20 protein-coding genes are annotated in these 15149 nt (G+C 65.7%); 13 read left to right on the forward strand and 7 right to left on the reverse strand.

Annotation, left to right across the window (positions count from 1 at the left end):
• Nucleotides 1–44 precede the first annotated feature (44 nt).
• Together GTH22_RS13390 and GTH22_RS13395 are read right to left on the reverse strand one after the other, a co-directional pair.
• Complete coding sequence (locus tag GTH22_RS13390) at nucleotides 45–752, reverse strand: flagellar hook capping FlgD N-terminal domain-containing protein (RefSeq protein ID WP_252945865.1); 708 nt, start codon at nucleotides 750–752, stop codon at nucleotides 45–47.
• A gap of 12 nt (nucleotides 753–764) precedes the next feature.
• Nucleotides 765–2342 carry a flagellar hook-length control protein FliK gene (locus GTH22_RS13395; RefSeq protein WP_252945867.1) on the reverse strand — a complete coding sequence of 526 codons (1578 nt, stop codon included), beginning with the start codon at nucleotides 2340–2342 and terminating at the stop codon, nucleotides 765–767.
• A 112-nt stretch (nucleotides 2343–2454) separates the two neighbouring features.
• On the opposite strand from GTH22_RS13395, the gene GTH22_RS13400 reads away from it, so the two are divergent.
• The 6 genes from GTH22_RS13400 to GTH22_RS13430 all read left to right on the forward strand — a co-directional run bounded on the left by GTH22_RS13400 (nucleotide 2455) and on the right by GTH22_RS13430 (nucleotide 7115).
• Nucleotides 2455–2736, forward strand: coding sequence for a rod-binding protein (locus GTH22_RS13400; protein ID WP_252945869.1), 282 nt, complete (start codon nucleotides 2455–2457; stop codon nucleotides 2734–2736).
• Nucleotides 2729–3082 carry a flagellar export chaperone FlgN gene (locus GTH22_RS13405; RefSeq protein WP_252945871.1) on the forward strand — a complete coding sequence of 118 codons (354 nt, stop codon included), beginning with the start codon at nucleotides 2729–2731 and terminating at the stop codon, nucleotides 3080–3082. Before GTH22_RS13400 ends, GTH22_RS13405 begins: the two co-directional genes overlap by 8 nt.
• 355 nt (nucleotides 3083–3437) lie before the next feature.
• On the forward strand, nucleotides 3438–5030 hold the full coding sequence (locus GTH22_RS22220; RefSeq protein WP_305884663.1) for a flagellin: 1593 nt from the start codon (nucleotides 3438–3440) through the stop codon (nucleotides 5028–5030).
• A 113-nt stretch (nucleotides 5031–5143) separates the two neighbouring features.
• Nucleotides 5144–5503 carry a flagellar biosynthesis regulator FlaF gene (flaF, locus tag GTH22_RS13420; RefSeq protein ID WP_371928386.1) on the forward strand — a complete coding sequence of 120 codons (360 nt, stop codon included), beginning with the start codon at nucleotides 5144–5146 and terminating at the stop codon, nucleotides 5501–5503.
• A complete protein-coding gene (flbT, locus tag GTH22_RS13425; protein ID WP_252945875.1) occupies nucleotides 5500–5940 on the forward strand; it encodes a flagellar biosynthesis repressor FlbT in 441 nt (146 codons plus the stop codon). The genes flaF and flbT overlap by 4 nt, the downstream gene beginning before the upstream one ends.
• A complete protein-coding gene (locus GTH22_RS13430; RefSeq protein WP_252945876.1) occupies nucleotides 5940–7115 on the forward strand; it encodes a DUF1217 domain-containing protein in 1176 nt (391 codons plus the stop codon). The genes flbT and GTH22_RS13430 overlap by 1 nt, the downstream gene beginning before the upstream one ends.
• A 33-nt stretch (nucleotides 7116–7148) precedes the next feature.
• Here GTH22_RS13430 and GTH22_RS13435 read toward each other — a convergent pair whose 3' ends face one another.
• Nucleotides 7149–7391 carry a hypothetical protein gene (locus GTH22_RS13435; RefSeq protein ID WP_252945878.1) on the reverse strand — a complete coding sequence of 81 codons (243 nt, stop codon included), beginning with the start codon at nucleotides 7389–7391 and terminating at the stop codon, nucleotides 7149–7151.
• A 151-nt stretch (nucleotides 7392–7542) separates the two neighbouring features.
• Here GTH22_RS13435 and GTH22_RS13440 point away from each other — a divergent pair, with 151 nt between their 5' ends.
• The 5 genes from GTH22_RS13440 to alaE all read left to right on the forward strand — a co-directional run bounded on the left by GTH22_RS13440 (nucleotide 7543) and on the right by alaE (nucleotide 10012).
• Complete coding sequence (locus GTH22_RS13440) at nucleotides 7543–8253, forward strand: M48 family metallopeptidase (protein ID WP_252945888.1); 711 nt, start codon at nucleotides 7543–7545, stop codon at nucleotides 8251–8253.
• Between the two features lie 110 nt (nucleotides 8254–8363).
• Nucleotides 8364–8726 carry a diacylglycerol kinase gene (locus GTH22_RS13445; protein WP_371928352.1) on the forward strand — a complete coding sequence of 121 codons (363 nt, stop codon included), beginning with the start codon at nucleotides 8364–8366 and terminating at the stop codon, nucleotides 8724–8726.
• Nucleotides 8727–8782: 56 nt separating this feature from the next.
• On the forward strand, nucleotides 8783–9118 hold the full coding sequence (locus GTH22_RS13450) for a hypothetical protein (RefSeq protein WP_252945890.1): 336 nt from the start codon (nucleotides 8783–8785) through the stop codon (nucleotides 9116–9118).
• A gap of 110 nt (nucleotides 9119–9228) precedes the next feature.
• The gene (locus GTH22_RS13455) at nucleotides 9229–9555 is read left to right on the forward strand and encodes a DUF6455 family protein (protein WP_252945892.1); all 327 of its coding nucleotides are present in this window, start codon (nucleotides 9229–9231) and stop codon (nucleotides 9553–9555) included.
• 37 nt (nucleotides 9556–9592) lie between these two features.
• A complete protein-coding gene (gene alaE / locus GTH22_RS13460; RefSeq protein ID WP_252945895.1) occupies nucleotides 9593–10012 on the forward strand; it encodes an L-alanine exporter AlaE in 420 nt (139 codons plus the stop codon).
• A gap of 9 nt (nucleotides 10013–10021) precedes the next feature.
• Here alaE and rimO read toward each other — a convergent pair whose 3' ends face one another.
• Nucleotides 10022–11404 (reverse strand): 30S ribosomal protein S12 methylthiotransferase RimO, encoded by a 1383-nt coding sequence (gene rimO / locus GTH22_RS13465; protein WP_252945897.1) that lies wholly within the window; start codon nucleotides 11402–11404, stop codon nucleotides 10022–10024.
• Nucleotides 11405–11591: 187 nt separating this feature from the next.
• Here rimO and GTH22_RS13470 point away from each other — a divergent pair, with 187 nt between their 5' ends.
• Nucleotides 11592–12164 carry a hypothetical protein gene (locus GTH22_RS13470; protein WP_252945905.1) on the forward strand — a complete coding sequence of 191 codons (573 nt, stop codon included), beginning with the start codon at nucleotides 11592–11594 and terminating at the stop codon, nucleotides 12162–12164.
• A 3-nt stretch (nucleotides 12165–12167) separates the two neighbouring features.
• Here the strand turns inward: GTH22_RS13470 and GTH22_RS13475 are convergent, their stop codons facing one another.
• Nucleotides 12168–12644 (reverse strand): GNAT family N-acetyltransferase, encoded by a 477-nt coding sequence (locus GTH22_RS13475; RefSeq protein WP_371928353.1) that lies wholly within the window; start codon nucleotides 12642–12644, stop codon nucleotides 12168–12170.
• A gap of 122 nt (nucleotides 12645–12766) precedes the next feature.
• Between GTH22_RS13475 and GTH22_RS13480 the strand changes: the two genes are divergently transcribed.
• Nucleotides 12767–13324 (forward strand): hypothetical protein, encoded by a 558-nt coding sequence (locus tag GTH22_RS13480; RefSeq protein WP_252945915.1) that lies wholly within the window; start codon nucleotides 12767–12769, stop codon nucleotides 13322–13324.
• A 48-nt stretch (nucleotides 13325–13372) separates the two neighbouring features.
• Here GTH22_RS13480 and GTH22_RS13485 read toward each other — a convergent pair whose 3' ends face one another.
• The gene (locus GTH22_RS13485) at nucleotides 13373–14134 is read right to left on the reverse strand and encodes an ABC transporter permease (RefSeq protein WP_252945917.1); all 762 of its coding nucleotides are present in this window, start codon (nucleotides 14132–14134) and stop codon (nucleotides 13373–13375) included.
• Nucleotides 14131–15072 (reverse strand): ABC transporter ATP-binding protein, encoded by a 942-nt coding sequence (locus GTH22_RS13490; RefSeq protein WP_252945919.1) that lies wholly within the window; start codon nucleotides 15070–15072, stop codon nucleotides 14131–14133. The genes GTH22_RS13485 and GTH22_RS13490 overlap by 4 nt, the downstream gene beginning before the upstream one ends.
• Nucleotides 15073–15149 lie beyond the last annotated feature (77 nt).

Raw genomic sequence — 15149 nt, forward strand, 5'->3', positions numbered from 1 at the left:
CACACAGTCTGCTACCCACCCGTCCCTGCGCCAGTCACCTCCTCTCACACCTCTCCTGCCCCCTCCTCCGTCACATCAGCCGGGGCCTCATAGACCACCGGAAACCGCAGGGCCGTCACGCTGGACGCCGGCACAGTCACACCGCTGTTCAGCAACAGCACCGTCTCGCCATTCTCGATCCGCGCCTCCTCCACCCGGGCGTAAACCGCGGCCTGGCTGCTCCCGACCAGTTCCTCGCCGCGGTAGCTCTCCACGGTGAAACTATAGAGCCCGTCCTCAAAGCGCTCTCCGCTTTCATCCACCCCTTGCCAAACATGGAAAGGCGCCGCCGTATCGATCGTCAGGCGCTGTTTCTCCGCGCCGAACTCGTCGTACACCACCAGCACACCGCCATCGGCTCCCTTCGCCACATCCAGCGTCATTTCGATCGGTGCGCCGGTGAAGCGCGCCGGGGCGGCGACCCGGGTTTCCATCCCGACGAAATTCGCCAACTCCGACATCCCGGTCATCCCCATCTGAACGCCGAGATTCTCGAGCAGAACGTTGGTGCGCACCTGCTGTTCGACATTGGAGAAGGTGGCGAGCTGCAGGGCGAAATCGGCACTGTCGAGCGGGTTCAGCGGGTCCTGGTTCTGCAGCTGCGTGGTCATCATTTTCAGGAAGGTTTCGAAGTCCGAGTTGATATAGCCCTGACTCGATTGGCCCGTGTTTCCCGAGGCACCGGAGGCCGCCGTAGCGGAACTGGTTTCCATGTCACGCTCCTCTCAAAGACGCAGATCAAGCCCGTCTGCGCCGAGGCGAAGTCCGGGGTGTTGTGTGATGCCCGGCCTACCGGTCGTGGAGCCGGGCTCGCCGGTGTCGCCAGCCCAGCCGATCTTGTGCCCCTGGCCCTGCGCCCCCGTGTCCTTCTGGCTGAAGGCAGGGTCGTCCCCGGCAAAGCTGAACTGGGCACCCTCATGCCCAAGCCGCCGCATCTCCTGCGCCAGCAGGTCGATATTCCGGCGCATCATATCCAGGGTTTCCGGCCGCTCCGCCGCGACCACCACATGCAGCCCGGCTTCCCCACCCGTGAACGATAGCTTCAACCGCCCCAATTCTTCCGGATGCAGACGCAGCTCTACGGGGCCATCCGGCAGAGGCCGAAAGACCTCTGCCACCTGCGTGGCCACCCGCTGGGGCACTGTCGCGCCCGGAGGAAGAACCGTGGCGGCACCCATGCCTGCAACCGATGCGGTCGGCCGCAATTCCGCAATGCCGGGCCCATCAGACACCTCCGCCGCGAACTGCGTCGCCTGCAAGTCTGCACCACTCACCATGGCCGTAACATTGGTCGCGGCGGCCGCCCGCATCACCTCAGGTGCCCCGGCAGTCTGGCGCGTCTGCCGTGGAGCCTCCCGTTCTGTCGTTCCCTCGGCAACCGCAGCAACTTCCTCGCCCTCAACCGCACCGCCAACCCGGTCCCCGCTCTCCTGCTCAGCCAGGGCCGCCGACAGCTCCGCGCCCCGCCGATCAACACTGGGCGCCCCAAGAGGTGTGGTTCGCGCCGTCATTCCAACTGCGCGGCCAGAAGCCATTTCAGCCGTTGCGTGATCCGGGTCCGCGTCACCGGCGGCCAGCGCCGTTGAGTGGATCGGATTGCGGCTGCCTGCATCGCGAGCTTCGGCGGATTGCCCGGCAGCCGCGCGCAGGATCTCCTCGGAACGGGCCTGGCGCGCCTCACCCTCTGTGACTGCGGCCCTCCGCATTTCATCCGACGCAAAGCCGCGACCCATGCTAGAAGCCTCTGCGGTCTCCGGCAAGCTCTCCGGCCGCGCCTCTATGTCATCCCCCGCCCCGGCGCGCGCCATATCGACCGCATCGCCGGCCAAAGCCCTTGGCGAAGCCTCTCCATCGGGCCCGTCAGCCCGGGGCTTCACCAGATCAACCTCAGGCCCCTGCGCCGAAATCGCCATGCCACTTGTGTCTTCGACACGCCCGGGCTGCCCCGCTTCATCCACCTCAAAGCCGTCACCCACACCCTCTGCCGAATCCTCGACATCGGGCTGCTCCAACAGAATATCCTCCGTTGTACCCTCGACATCCGCGAGGTCCCCGACCGCATCCGCAATGTCATCAGATCCAACGACCGCCGCCGCATCCGGCGTGGCTTCCGCCCCCCCGGAATTCGTACTCGACCTATCGGCAGGAGCAGCCCTGGACTGCTGCGCGGCATAGACCTCGGCCCAATCCCCGGTGCTTTCCTGGCCATCCTTTCCACCATTGCGGGCATGGTTCCCGGCAGCATTCGCGGCGGCCGGGCCAACCGAAAAGACGCCCATATCCGACGACATCGCATTCTGCATTTCGACCTGATCCTTCTGGCAAGTTGGATGCAGAATGCCGTGAGTCGGTTACCAATCCTTTACCGGTTTCTGGCCTAGTGCCTCAAAATCGCCGCAATTTGAGAGGCTCCCGATGCAACCGATTCTCCCTGTTTCTCAAGCCGCCAGCCCGGTGGAGCCTGCACGCGATCTCGCGCTGCGCAAACTGGCGGTCGAGCTGGAAGCGAGCTTCTTGAACGAGATGCTCTCGCAGGCCGGCCTGGGCGATGTGCGCGAAAGTTTTGGCGGGGGCGCGGGCGAAGAGGGGTTTTCCTCGTTTCTGAGGCAGGAGCAGGCGATGTCGATGGCCCGCCACGGCGGCATCGGCCTCGCCGAACATATCTTCGATAGCTTGAAGGCGCGAACACATGACTGAAAACACAGAACTTTACGAGCGGGCACAGGCCCTCATGGCAGCTGAACGCGAGGCCTTGAAGGAGGGCGACTTCACCAAGCTGGAGGCGCTCTATGAAGAAAAGCACAGCCTGTTGAAAGAGATCGAGGCGCAGGCCGATTCGCTGACACAGACCCAGCTGGAGGCGCTTTCGGTCAGTTCGCGCGGCAATGACCGCCTGCTCGATGCGGCCCAGCGCGGGCTGCGGGCCGTGGCGCGTCGTCTGAGCGAAACCCGCCGCGCAACCGAACATCTCGACACCTATACGGACAAGGGAAAGCGGCAGGATCTCGGGCCGGTTCGCTCCAGTTTCGAACGCCGCGCTTGAGCGCCAAATCCGTCCGGAAATTGGAGCCTGCGCCAGCCCCCACGGCGCTGCTTCCCTTGTGATCCGACCAAGCAGTCGGTGTCCGCAGCCCTCCCCTATTCCGGGCTCCGAAAGGCCAAGGCTCCAATCGATCCAATTCCTTGTGATTTCCCGTCAAATCGTCCTGAAAAATGAAGCCGCGCAGGGGGGCATATTAGAGATCCCTTAAGCTCGTTGGTTCAGGTTCGCCCTCGCACCTTCGTGGGTGGCGCGGCCCGGCAAATGGTCCGCAACACGGTGAAACCGGATTTTGTCGCCTTTCCCGGCGACCTTCCGAAATGGCGCAAAGCGCCCATCTGAAAGGACCAAAGGAACCATGTCCAGTATTCTTACCAACACCAGCTCGATGGTGGCCCTGCAGACGCTCCGCGGCATCAACTCGTCGCTCGAACAGACCCAGGCCGAAATCTCGACCGGTAAATCCGTGGGCTCCGCCCGCGACAACTCCGCCATCTGGGCGATCTCGAAAGTGATGGAATCCGACGTGCGTGGCTTCAAGGCCATCTCCGAGAGCCTGTCTCTCGGCGACAGCACCGTCGCCGTGGCCCGCAACGGCTCCGAAACCGTCACCGACCTGCTCGTGCAGATGAAGGAAAAGATCGTCGGTGCGCAGGAAGAGAACGTCGACCAGGAAAAACTCCAGGCCGATATCGCCGCGCTCACCGATCAGATCAGCTCGGTGGTCGGCGCGGCCCAGTTCAACGGGTTGAACCTTCTGTCCGGCACCGAAGACGTCAACGTCCTCAGCTCGCTCGACCGGTCCTCGACCGGCGATGTTGCGGCCTCCGACATCACCGTGGCCCGTCAGGATCTCACCTTCGATGATGGTGTGATGGGCACCGGTGCCTCCCTCGTCGGCGGCGCGGCGATCACTGCGGGTGATGCGGCTGTCACCGGTGGCAACGTCACCGTCCAGGCGGGTGCCGGCCAGAACTTCGATGCCTCTTCCACCCGTGATTTCTCCAATGCCGCCAACGGCATGGCTGTCACGATCGGGGGCACCGTCGCCGCGGATGACGTGTTCAACCTGCAGGTTGCGGGCCAGACCGTTTCCTTCACGGCGACCACCACGGTCACTGATGACGTTGCCGCCGGCCTCACCGCCGCGCTCAACGCCGCCGGTATCGAGGATGTCACCGCAGAGGTTGCGGGCTCGGTCATCACCATCAACTCGACCTCGGCCTTCGAGGATATCGAGGTGAACGGGTCGACCACCGGATCGGGCACCTTCTCGGCCGATTTCGAAGGCGTCACCGTTCCGGCGGCTCCGGCGTCGAGCTTCACCGGCGCGGTCATCGAGGACCGCTCCTCCGAGGTGGTCTTCTCGGCCACGTCCGGGGTCAGCGAGGGTGACGGCTACCGCGTCTCCGTCGGCGGCACCAACTACGACTACATCGCCGGCAAGGGTGAAACCTTCGAAGATGTGGCGCGTGGCCTGAAGATCGCGATCGACGGTGCCGGCCTGTCCGACATCTCGACCAACGTCTACCAGGATGAGGCCACCGGCGCCTGGACGCTGCAGGTCGACAACGATGGCGCCGCCCTGGCGCTCGCGGTCGATGGCCTGGCCGATGGTGAGGCCACGGGCGGCCTTGCCGGTCTCGACGACATCGACGTGACCACGGCAGAGGGTGTCGAGGCGGCTCTGGCCAATATCGAAACCTATATCGACACGGCCATCGGCGCCGCTGCGGCCTTCGGTTCGGTGGAAGGCCGGATCGAGACCCAGTCGGAGTTCATCTCCAACCTGACCGACAGCCTGACCACCGGCATCGGCTCGCTGGTCGATGCCGACATGGAGGCCGCCTCGGCGCGTCTCCAGGCACTTCAGGTGCAGCAGCAGCTGGGCATCCAGTCGCTCTCCATCGCCAACCAGGCACCGCAGTCGATCCTGTCGCTCTTCGGTTAACGCACTGAAGGGCGGGGCGCCGAATGGTCAGGGCCAAAACGGCTCTGGGCGCCCCGCCCGCTCTCTACTCGTCGAAATGCTCCCCTGAGTGGAAGGACAGAGCCTTGAACTCCGTGCAACTGGCGCAAAGCGCCTATTCCTCCGGCCAGCAGGCCCCGCTGCGCACCCATCGCAGCACCGAATACGCAGCCTTCAGCCGGGTCACATCTCGCCTCAAGGCTTCCAAGAATTTCAACGCCCTCGCCGCCGCCGTGCATGAAAACCGGCGGCTGTGGACCGCGCTCGCCGCAGACGTGGCCGATGCCGACAATGGCCTCACCCCCGATCTGCGCGCCCGCATCTTCTACCTCGCTCGCTTTACCGCGCATCACTCGTCCAAGGTGCTCCGCCGCAAGGCAGACGTGGTGCCGCTGATCGAGATCAACATGGCGGTCATGCGCGGCCTCGGCGGGCGGTCGGAGGCAGGCAGATGAGTGGCCTCGTCCTCAAACTCAGCCCCAAGGAGCGGGTGCTCATCAATGGCGCGGTGATCGAAAACGGTGACAGGCGGTCGCGCCTGTCCATCGTCACGCCCGGTGCGCATATCCTGCGGCTGCGCGACGCGATTCACCCAGAAGAGGCCAAGACGCCGGTGAAGCGGGTCTGCTATACCGCCCAACTCGTGCTGTCGGGCGACACCGCCCCCGCGGAGGCCGATCTTCAGCTCATGCGGGGCATCGAGCAACTCAGCCAGGTCTTCACCGACCATGACAGCCGCACCCAGCTCGACGCCGCCACCCTGGCCGTGCGCCAGGGGCAGCATTACCAAGCGCTCAAGTCACTTCGCGCCCTGATCCCCCGCGAGGAGCGGTTGATCGCCGCGCAGGAGCTTGGCCATGCTGCCCTGCCACCAGACACGATGCCAAGCTGATGTTCACGCCCATTGTCCCCCTCGGCGGCCTGCTCGGTTGGCAATTCCTCCAGCGCACGCAGGAGAGCCAGCAGGAGGCGCTGGCCAATTCCGTCAGCGTCGAACGTGACATGGCCGAGTTCGAGGAGCGTATCTCCTCCGTCAAATCCGCCGATGATCTTGTCAAAGACTTCCGGCTCCTGCGCATCGCGCTCGGCGCCTTCGGCCTGTCGGAGGACATCGGCAACAAGTACTTCATCAAGAAGGTGCTCGAAGAGGGCACCGAGGATCCCGAAGCCCTGTCCAACCGCCTGTCCGACACCCGCTACCAGGGCCTGGCGGAGGCCTTCGGCTTCGGCGATTACGCCACCCCCAACAACGCCTTCGGCGCCATCGAGGCGCAGATCCGCGCCGGCACGGATACGCTCCCGGCCAACCGGCGCGCGGCGGCGGGCGACCGCGCCATCGAGCTGGTCGAAAAGCTCGATGAGCTGACCGGCCTGATCGCGGATGAAGAGATGGATGCCGAGGTCCGCGCAAGCAGAGAGTCCGACCTGCGCGCCGAGGTTGATGAGATCTGGGCCGATGTCATGGGCAACCCGCGCCAGCGCGAAGCGATGCTCTCCACCTTCGAAGTGGCCGAGGGCTTTGGCGCCCTCAACCACAACACCCAGGTCGAGGTCATGCGCCAGAAGGTCGTCGGCATCTTCGGCGACCGGCCCGCCGAGCAGATGACCGGCTTCGTCGATCGCATCAAGCAGGCCTACACCACCCGCCAGTTCGAGGAGGCCGTGGGCGAACAGGCCCAGGAGCTGCGCCTGGCCCTCAACCTCGACCGCGAGCTGCCCGGCCTGGCCGCCGATACCGAGGTCGAGAATGATACCGCCTGGCTCCGCGTCATGGGCAGCTCGCCCATGCGCGCCGTGTTCGATAGCGCATTCGGCCTGCCAGAGGCCTTTGCCGCCCTCGATCTCGACCGGCAGCTGGTGGTCTACAAGGACCGCGCCCGCGCCATCTTCGGCAGTGACAAGGTCTCGCAGTTCACCGACCCGGAGGCGCGTGAAGAGCTCATCCGCCTCTACCTCGTTCGCACCGAGCTGAACGGGCAGGCCTCCAACACCGGCGGCACCAGCGCCGCCCTGACCATCCTGAGCGGGGTCAATTCGAGCAGCCTGTTCAATACCCTGCTCGGCTGACACCCCCCCGGCGAGGCCGTCAAGCGGCCCGGCTCACCCCTGCGTCTGGGGCCGGAGCTGATAGACGCCTTCGGGCAGATCGAGGGCCGCGGCCAGGTCGCGCAGCTGGGTCAGCGACAGGGTGATCTTCTGCACCTCGTCCTTGCGGGCATCGAGCTGTTCGATGGTCACGCAATCCTCAAAGGCCTGAATCGTCAGGTCTTCCTGCAGGTGTGTGCTGCCCTCGTCGACCAGCGTTATCACCGTCGCGTCAAAGTCGTGTTCGATGGTAAACATGCCTCAGCCTAGCCCGCCGGCTCCGGGCTGTCAGCCGCGAAACACACTGCCCCGGCAATCTGCCGCCATGGCCACGCAAGGGGCTACATCGCGGCGCAACACCCTGTTAGTCTGGCCTTCGATATTGAGCAGCCAAGGTGAGGCAATCGCCATGAAATTCTTCTCTTTCGCACTGGTCGCCCTGCCGTTTCTGGCCGGGTGCACCGAGATGCCAGCGCCCTCGCAGCCGCCCGCGCAGCCCACGCCAAGTGCCGCGCCCGCCAGCTTCGATGCCAACCGCGCCGCCCGCAACTTCGTCAGCGTGGTCAACCGGGTCGAGCCGGTGGCCGAGCGCGAGTGCCGCGCCCGCCTGCCCCGCGCCAATTGCGACTTCCTCATCGTCGTCGATGACCGTCGCGGCGAGCCGGCCAACGCCTACCAGACCGAAGATCGCTCGGGCCGCCCGGTGATCGCCTTCACCCTCGCGCTCATCGCCGATGCCCGAAACCAGGACGAACTGGCCTTCATCCTCGGGCACGAGGCCGCGCATCACATCAAGGAGCACATCCCCCGCACCCGCGAAAGCGCCACCTTCGGGGCGCTGGTTCTGGGCACGCTGGTGGGTGTGGGCGGCGGCGGCGACGCCGCGGTCGAGGCCGCCACCCGCGTCGGTGCGGGCATCGGCGCCCGGCGCTTTTCCAAGGAATTCGAGCTGGAAGCCGACTCGCTGGGCACCATCATCGCCAAGCACGCGGGCTACGATCCGCTGCGCGGCGCGCAGTATTTTACCCGCATCCCCGACCCGGGCGATGCCTTCCTCGGCTCGCACCCGCCCAATTCCGACCGGATCGAAACCGTCCGCCGCACCGCCGCCAACATGTAGCGCCCCCGCGCCACTGCCGAGGCTTTCGGGCCGGGCCTTCTGCAAAAGGCTTCATAAACAAGGGGCTCCCCGCTATCAGCTAAGCGGGGACCGCGGCGCGAGGCATGGGCATGTTGAAACAGCAAATCAGGCGGATCTGGCTCCGCACCCGGTGGAGCTGGGAGGGGCTGGTGCATGTCTGGCACACCGAGCACTCGCTCAAGCAGTGGATCGTGGCCTATGCGGTCTCCGTCGTGCTGGCCCTGATCCTGCCCATCACCGCCGGTGAAAAGGCCCTGCTGCTGATGGGCGGCGTGCTGGTCTTTGCCTTCGAATGCCTCAACACCGCGATCGAGCGCACCGTCGACCGGATCTCGATGGAGCGTCACCCGCTGGCCAAGCAGGCCAAGGACACCGCCTCCGCCGCCGTGGCGCTCTCGGCCATTGCGCTCGGCCTGGCCTGGGCCGTGATCCTGATCGGGCTTGCCCTCTGAGGTCCGGGGCGGGCAGACTTGCCCCATTCAAACCCCATCCATCAGAGACACACCCCATGCGTCACGCCCTCATTACCCTCGCTGCCCTGCCCCTCTTCGCCCTGCCCGCCTTTGCCGAAGGGCTCACCGGCAGCTACACCGTCGAGGGCAAAAACCCCGACGGCTCCTCCTATTTCGGCACCGCCGAGCTGGTCGAGAACGGCACCGCCGTCAGCCTCACATGGACGGTCGCAGGCAGCAGCTTTGCCGGCGCCGGGATCGTCGATGGCAAGCTCATCACGGTCCAATGGGGCGATCCGAACCCGGTCTATTACGTCATCACGCCCTCGGGCGCGCTGCATGGCACCTGGGCCGACGGGACGGCGCTCGACCGGCTGACACCCATGCGTTGAGCATTTACCTGTCATTAAGAAAAGTTAATGGAATTGGCTTTGACCACGCGGCGCCCGCGTGGTTCAACCTCAAGGTGTGTCGCCCGACACTCCGAAGAGGATCTGCCACCATGACACGGCCTTCACATCCAGCCGCGCGCCCGGGCGCGGCCTCGCAAGCTGGCCGCCTCCGGGCGCCGCAGCCCGATGCCTGGTCCAGCGTCGATCATTGCTGCCCCGTCTGCGGCTGGTCCGACACCTGCACCGACTGGCCGCAAGCCCATGCCGAGCCCAGCGAGGGCTGCCCGCCCGCCTGCCGGTCGCGGCGGCAGTTCGCGGCCCTGCGGATGCGCTCCGAACACGCCCGCCAACTCTCGCAGGTGGCCTCCGAAACGGCTGTCCATGCGCAGGCAAGGTCCGAAGCGATCCACAGAAGAGTCAGCGCCCGCCGTTATTGACCTTGGCACCGGCAGGTCGCGGCTGCAAAGTCGCGCCATGCGTCTCTTTCTGGTCGACACCCTCACCGCCGTCGTTTTCTTCACCTGCGTTGCCGCCCTGAGCGAGCTGTTCGTGGCCGGAATGCCGCCCTCCGCCGTGCTCTTCACCCGTCTCGTCATGGTGCCCGTGATCGTCTGCACCGGGCGGCCCTACGGCTGGTGGCGCGATGTGGTCTTTGCCCGCGTCCGCCCGCACTCCGCCCTCGCCAGCACGCTCACCGACATCGCGGCCTTCCTCGCCTTCCAAGTGCCGGTCTACGGGCTCACCCTTCTGGCCGCCGGGGCTTCGCTGGCCCAGATCACCGCCGCCCTCGGGGCCGCTGCCGTGCTGATGGTGCTCCTCAGCCGCCCCTACGGCCTGCTGCTCAATGCCGCCCGGCGCCTTGCAGGGGCCCGGCCCGGTGCCGCTGCCCCCTAGGCGCTGCGCTCAAGGCGCGTCGACGCGTCGGCCCCAGAGGTCGTACTCGCTGGCCTCATCGACCTCCACCCGGACGATGTCGCCGGGCTTCAGCCCTTCGGTGCCCTCGTCGATGAACAGGTTGCCGTCGATCTCGGGCGCATCGGCCTTGGTCCGGCAGGTCGCCACCCCATCGGCGTCCACCTCGTCCACGATCACCTCGCAGATGGTGCCCACCTTCGCCGCCAGCTTCGCCTCGCTGATCGCCTGCGCCTTCTCCATGAACTGCGCCCAGCGCTCCGCTTTCAGCTCTGCGGGCACATGGTCGGGCAGGTCGTTGGAGCGGGCCCCGGCGACGTTCTCGTATTGAAAGCACCCCACCCGGTCGAGCTGCGCCTCGTCGAGCCAGTCGAGCAGATGGGCAAATTCCGCCTCGGTCTCGCCCGGGTAGCCCACGATGAAGGTCGAGCGCAGGGTGATCTCGGGGCAGATGCTCCGCCACTCCGCGATCCGCTCCAGCGTCTTCTCGCCATGGGCGGGGCGGGCCATGCGCTTCAGCGTATCGGGGTGCGAATGCTGAAACGGGATGTCGAGATAGGGCAGCACCAGCCCCTCCGCCATCAGCGGAATCACCTGCCGCACGTGCGGGTAGGGATACACGTAATGCAGCCGCACCCAGGCCCCGAGGCTGCCGAGGTCTCGCGCCAGATCGGTGATATGCGCCCGGTGGCCACGGTCTTCGGCATGCTTGATGTCCACGCCATAGGCCGAGGTGTCCTGGCTGATCACCAGCAGTTCCTTCACCCCCGCCGCCACCAGCCGCTCCGCCTCGCGCACCACCGCATGGGCGGGGCGGCTCACGAGCCGGCCGCGCATGTCGGGGATGATGCAGAACTTGCACTTGTGGTTACAGCCCTCCGAGATCTTCAGGTAGCTGTAGTGGCGCGGCGTCAGGCTCACGCCGCTTGCCGGCAGCAGATCCACGAACGGGTCGGGCGCGGGCGGCACCGCCGCATGCACCGCATCCAGCACCTGCTCGTATTGGTGCGGCCCGGTCACGGCCAGCACCTTGGGATGCGCGCCGGTGATGTATTCGGGTTCCGCGCCAAGACAGCCGGTCACGATCACCCGGCCATTGGCCGCCATCGCCTCGCCAATCGCCTCGAGGCTCTCGGCCTTGGCCGAATCGAGAAAGCCGCAGGTGTTCACGATCACCGCATCCGCCCCGGCATACTCCGGGCTGATGCCATAGCCCTCGGCCCGCAGGCGGGTCAGAATCCGCTCGCTGTCCACCAGCGCCTTGGGGCAGCCGAGGGATACCATGCCGATCTGGGGCTGGCCCTCACGCGGGGCCTCGCCAAATCGGGGTGCGGGCGCGAGGTCGGGGCGCAGGTCGGGCGGGTTGCTGGACATGTCCGCGCTATACAGCCGCCGGAGCCATCAGAAAAGCCCCGTTCAGCGCGTGAAATTTCCAGTAATCTTTGGCCTCCGCCTTGATCGGCGCCGCCCCCGGCGTCACGCTGCCCGGATATTCGGGCACATCGCCCCCAAAACCCTTTGCGTCCCGGCCCTTGGCGGCCCCAATCCATTGGAGACATTCATGCCCGCAACAGACATGGCCCCCATCGTCACCCGCGTCCTGCGCACCCCGGCCGTCTGGATGATAGATTTCGTCCTCCACGGCATCGTCGTCAACGCGTCCAACTTCGAGAAGGTCGCCACCGCGCTCGAGGCGGGCTCCATCACCGCCATCCACGACACCTCCGCCGGGGCCGACGAGGCCTACTACAACTCCGACGAAAACCGATACAAACTCGGCTTCGACACGCTGCACACCATCCTCCACATCGGGCTGATCGTGCATGAGTCGGTCCATGCCATCGCCGATATCGAGAAGGTCCAGAACAAGGTCCGCGCCTCCGAGGCCGCCGCCTATGTCGCCCAGGCCCTGCTGATCTACTACGGCGCCCAGGCCGCCGCCGATGCGGACCCGTCAAAGAACCCCTTCGCAGACCCGATCATGCAGGCGGCCTGGGTGGTGTCCAAACCCCTGCGCGGCACCAGCGGGCAGACCCTGAGCACCACCCAGCTCAAGCCGCTCGACGATGCCATCATCGCCCATGACAAGTACCGCACGAACAAGGACAGCTCGGTTCTTTCCGACGGCATCTGACCCTCAGGCCACCGGCTTTCTGAACGTCACCGAGGTCGGCCTGTCATAGCCCTCGTGGGCGGTGCGGGCCGTTTCGGCAAACCCGAGCGCGGCAAAGGCGGCATGGTTCTCCGCCAGCTCCACCCGGCTTTGCAGCTCCAGCGCCTCAAAGCCGCCCTCCCGCGCCATCTCCTCGGCCAGCGCCACCACCTGCCGCATCAGCCCGCGCCCGCGCAGCGCCTCCGTCACCGCCAGCTTGCCGAGGTAGAGCACCGGGCGGCGCGGGGCGGCAAATCCGCAGGCCACCACGCGGGCACCGTATCGCACCAGCATCAGCACCTCCCGCTCCGCCTTCGCGGCCAGCCCCTCCGGCGTGAGCGCCGCGAGCGACGAGGGCGGGTCGATCCGCCCCTCCATGTAGTCAAAGCTCTCCACCAGCAGCCGGTGCAGCCCCGCCCAATCGGCAAAATCCGGCCCTGCCACCTCCGCCTGCAACTTCACCCCAGCCTCCCGCCGCGTTTCGTGCTATCTTGACGCTGCGGAAATTCATGCCGCGCCAAGACCCCACCGCAATTCATCCGCCGCCCGTCCGGGCGCAGCAATCCAATTGAAAGGCCCAGCACATGTCCCTGATACAAGAGATCAATCGCACCATTTCGACAACCCACATGCAGCAGCTCAACTTCACGGTCGAGGGCCGCAGCGTCAGCCCGTCGATCTATCAGCCGATCCGCGACAAGATCAGCGATGGCACCATCACAGCCCGCCGCCATGGCCCGGCCGGGGTTTGCGGCGCCTGGGTCTACACGCCAAACCGCTTCGACATGGGCTTTACCGAGGTTTCCGGCGACACCTTCAAGAGCGCACTTGTGGTCCATGAAAGCACCCATGCGGCGTTTGACTTCATCAACCAGCCAATGACCGTGAAAGTGTCCGAGGCACTGGCCTACATCGCCCAGGCGCTCTGGTTCTACCATGACAACAAGGCGCATTTCGATGACGATGGTACGGTAGAACTCGAAGAGCCCCTCGCCACCGCCTTCACTGTCTCCGTGCCCGCCCGCAGCGAGGCCCACACCTTCACGGCAGAAGAGCTGGCCCCGCTCTACGCCGCGATCGAAAGTGACGATCTCTATACGGGCCGTGGCGAGGACGACGCAGGCAACGACGGCATATCCTGAGCCGCAGGCCGGGTCGGCGCCCTCAGGCCCCGACCCGGCTGCACCACGTCAGGGCTTGATCCGCCAGCCGGTGCGGAAGATCGCGTAGATCGCCACGAGGCAGGCAATGAAAAAGCCCGCCACGGCCACCAGCGAGATCCCCACCGGCACGTCGGATATGCCGAAGAAGCTCCAGCGGAAGCCGCTGACAAGGTAGAGCACCGGGTTGAAGTGGCTCACCGCCGCCCAGGCCGGCGGCAGCATGGAGATCGAGTAGAAGGAGCCGCCGAGGAAGACGAGCGGTGTCACCACCAGTAGCGGAATGAGCTGGAGCTGCTCGAAGTTCTTCGCCCAGATCCCGATGATGAAGCCCAGCAGCGCAAAGCTCACCGCCGTCATCACCAGAAACGCCAGCATCCACACCGGGTGCAGAATGTTCAGCTCCACGAAGAAGCTCGCGGTGATCATGATGATGGTCGCGATGAACAGCGCCTTGGTCGCCGCTGCGCCCACGTAGCCGATGACGATCTCGATAAAGCTCATCGGCGCCGACAGAAGCTCGAAGATCGTGCCGATGAACTTCGGAAAGTAGATCCCGAAGCTGGCGTTGCTGATCGACTGCTGGAGCAGGGTCAGCATCACGAGGCCCGGCACGATGAAGGCGCCGTAGCTCACCCCCTCCACCGAGTCGATCCGCCCGCCGATGGCGGAGCCGAAGACCACGAAGTAGAGCACCGTCGAGAGCACCGGCGAAACGATGCTCTGCGTGACGGTCCTGAAAAAGCGCGACATCTCGAACCGATAGATCGCGGCGATGGCCAGCCAGTTCATTGGGCCGCCTCCTTCTGCTCTTGCCCTTCGTCGACCAGCGAGAGGAACACATCCTCAAGGCTCGACTGGCGCGTGGAAAGGTCGGTAAATTTCAGCCCCGCCGCGTCGAGATCCGCCATCAGGCGGGTGACGCCGGTGCGCTCTGCGGTGGTGTCGAAGGTGTAAGTCAGCCGGTTGCCCTCGAGCGTCAGCTCGTAGCCGCCGAGGCTTGCCGGCAGGGCATCGGGCGCATTGGCCAGCTCCAGCACCAGCTCCTTGCGGCCAAGGCTCTTCATCAGCGTTTCCTTTTCCTCCACCAGCAGCAGGCGGCCCTTGTCGATCACCCCGATCCGGTCGGCCATCTCCTCGGCCTCCTCGATGTAATGGGTGGTCAGGATGATGGTCACACCCTCGGCCCGCAGCTCGCGCACCAGCTCCCACATGTCGCGCCGCAGGTTCACATCCACCCCGGCCGTCGGCTCATCGAGAAACAGCACCCGCGGCTCGTGGCTGAGCGCCTTGGCAATCAGCACCCGCCGCTTCATCCCGCCCGAAAGCTCATTGTTGCGGCTGTCCTTCTTGTCCCAAAGGCTCAGGCTCCTGAGCACCTTTTCCAGGTATGCATCGTCCTTGCGCTTGCCGAACAGCCCGCGCGAAAAGCGCACCGTGTTCATCACCCGCTCGAAAGGCTCGATCGAGATTTCCTGCGGCACCAGGCCAATCATCGCGCGGGCGGCGCGGTAGTCGGTGGCAATGTCATGCCCGCCCACCGTCACGCTCCCGCCCGTCGGCGTCACCAGCCCGCAGACCGCCGAAATCAGCGTGGTCTTGCCCGCGCCATTCGGCCCGAGCAGCGCCAGAATTTCTCCCTCCTCGATATCCAGATCAACCCCATGCAGCGCCGTGTGGCCGCTGTCATAGGTCTTCTGCAGTCCCTTGATGGAAATGATCGGGGCCATGGCGTCGGCCTCCCTTGTCCCTCGTTACATCAGGGAGGAAGGTGTAGCCCGCCCGCCGCGCAGGACAACCCCGCAGG

This window comes from Oceanicola sp. 502str15, from assembly GCF_024105635.1.
Classification (GTDB): Bacteria; Pseudomonadota; Alphaproteobacteria; order Rhodobacterales; family Rhodobacteraceae; genus Vannielia.

Excerpts from the sequence above, each read along its gene's own strand:
- GTH22_RS13490 (WP_252945919.1), bottom strand. The coding sequence starts at position 15,072 with ATGGCCCCGATCATTTCCATCAAGGGACTGCAGAAGACCTATGACAGC.
- GTH22_RS13390 (WP_252945865.1), bottom strand. The coding sequence starts at position 752 with ATGGAAACCAGTTCCGCTACGGCGGCCTCCGGTGCCTCGGGAAACACG.
- alaE (WP_252945895.1), top strand. The coding sequence starts at position 9,593 with ATGCGTCTCTTTCTGGTCGACACCCTCACCGCCGTCGTTTTCTTCACC.
- GTH22_RS13395 (WP_252945867.1), bottom strand. The coding sequence starts at position 2,342 with ATGCAGAATGCGATGTCGTCGGATATGGGCGTCTTTTCGGTTGGCCCG.
- GTH22_RS13435 (WP_252945878.1), bottom strand. The coding sequence starts at position 7,391 with ATGTTTACCATCGAACACGACTTTGACGCGACGGTGATAACGCTGGTC.
- GTH22_RS13400 (WP_252945869.1), top strand. The coding sequence starts at position 2,455 with ATGCAACCGATTCTCCCTGTTTCTCAAGCCGCCAGCCCGGTGGAGCCT.
- GTH22_RS13480 (WP_252945915.1), top strand. The coding sequence starts at position 12,767 with ATGTCCCTGATACAAGAGATCAATCGCACCATTTCGACAACCCACATG.
- GTH22_RS13470 (WP_252945905.1), top strand. The coding sequence starts at position 11,592 with ATGCCCGCAACAGACATGGCCCCCATCGTCACCCGCGTCCTGCGCACC.
- GTH22_RS13405 (WP_252945871.1), top strand. The coding sequence starts at position 2,729 with ATGACTGAAAACACAGAACTTTACGAGCGGGCACAGGCCCTCATGGCA.
- GTH22_RS22220 (WP_305884663.1), top strand. The coding sequence starts at position 3,438 with ATGTCCAGTATTCTTACCAACACCAGCTCGATGGTGGCCCTGCAGACG.
- GTH22_RS13445 (WP_371928352.1), top strand. The coding sequence starts at position 8,364 with ATGTTGAAACAGCAAATCAGGCGGATCTGGCTCCGCACCCGGTGGAGC.
- GTH22_RS13485 (WP_252945917.1), bottom strand. The coding sequence starts at position 14,134 with ATGAACTGGCTGGCCATCGCCGCGATCTATCGGTTCGAGATGTCGCGC.
- GTH22_RS13455 (WP_252945892.1), top strand. The coding sequence starts at position 9,229 with ATGACACGGCCTTCACATCCAGCCGCGCGCCCGGGCGCGGCCTCGCAA.
- flbT (WP_252945875.1), top strand. The coding sequence starts at position 5,500 with ATGAGTGGCCTCGTCCTCAAACTCAGCCCCAAGGAGCGGGTGCTCATC.
- GTH22_RS13430 (WP_252945876.1), top strand. The coding sequence starts at position 5,940 with ATGTTCACGCCCATTGTCCCCCTCGGCGGCCTGCTCGGTTGGCAATTC.
- rimO (WP_252945897.1), bottom strand. The coding sequence starts at position 11,404 with ATGTCCAGCAACCCGCCCGACCTGCGCCCCGACCTCGCGCCCGCACCC.
- GTH22_RS13450 (WP_252945890.1), top strand. The coding sequence starts at position 8,783 with ATGCGTCACGCCCTCATTACCCTCGCTGCCCTGCCCCTCTTCGCCCTG.
- GTH22_RS13440 (WP_252945888.1), top strand. The coding sequence starts at position 7,543 with ATGAAATTCTTCTCTTTCGCACTGGTCGCCCTGCCGTTTCTGGCCGGG.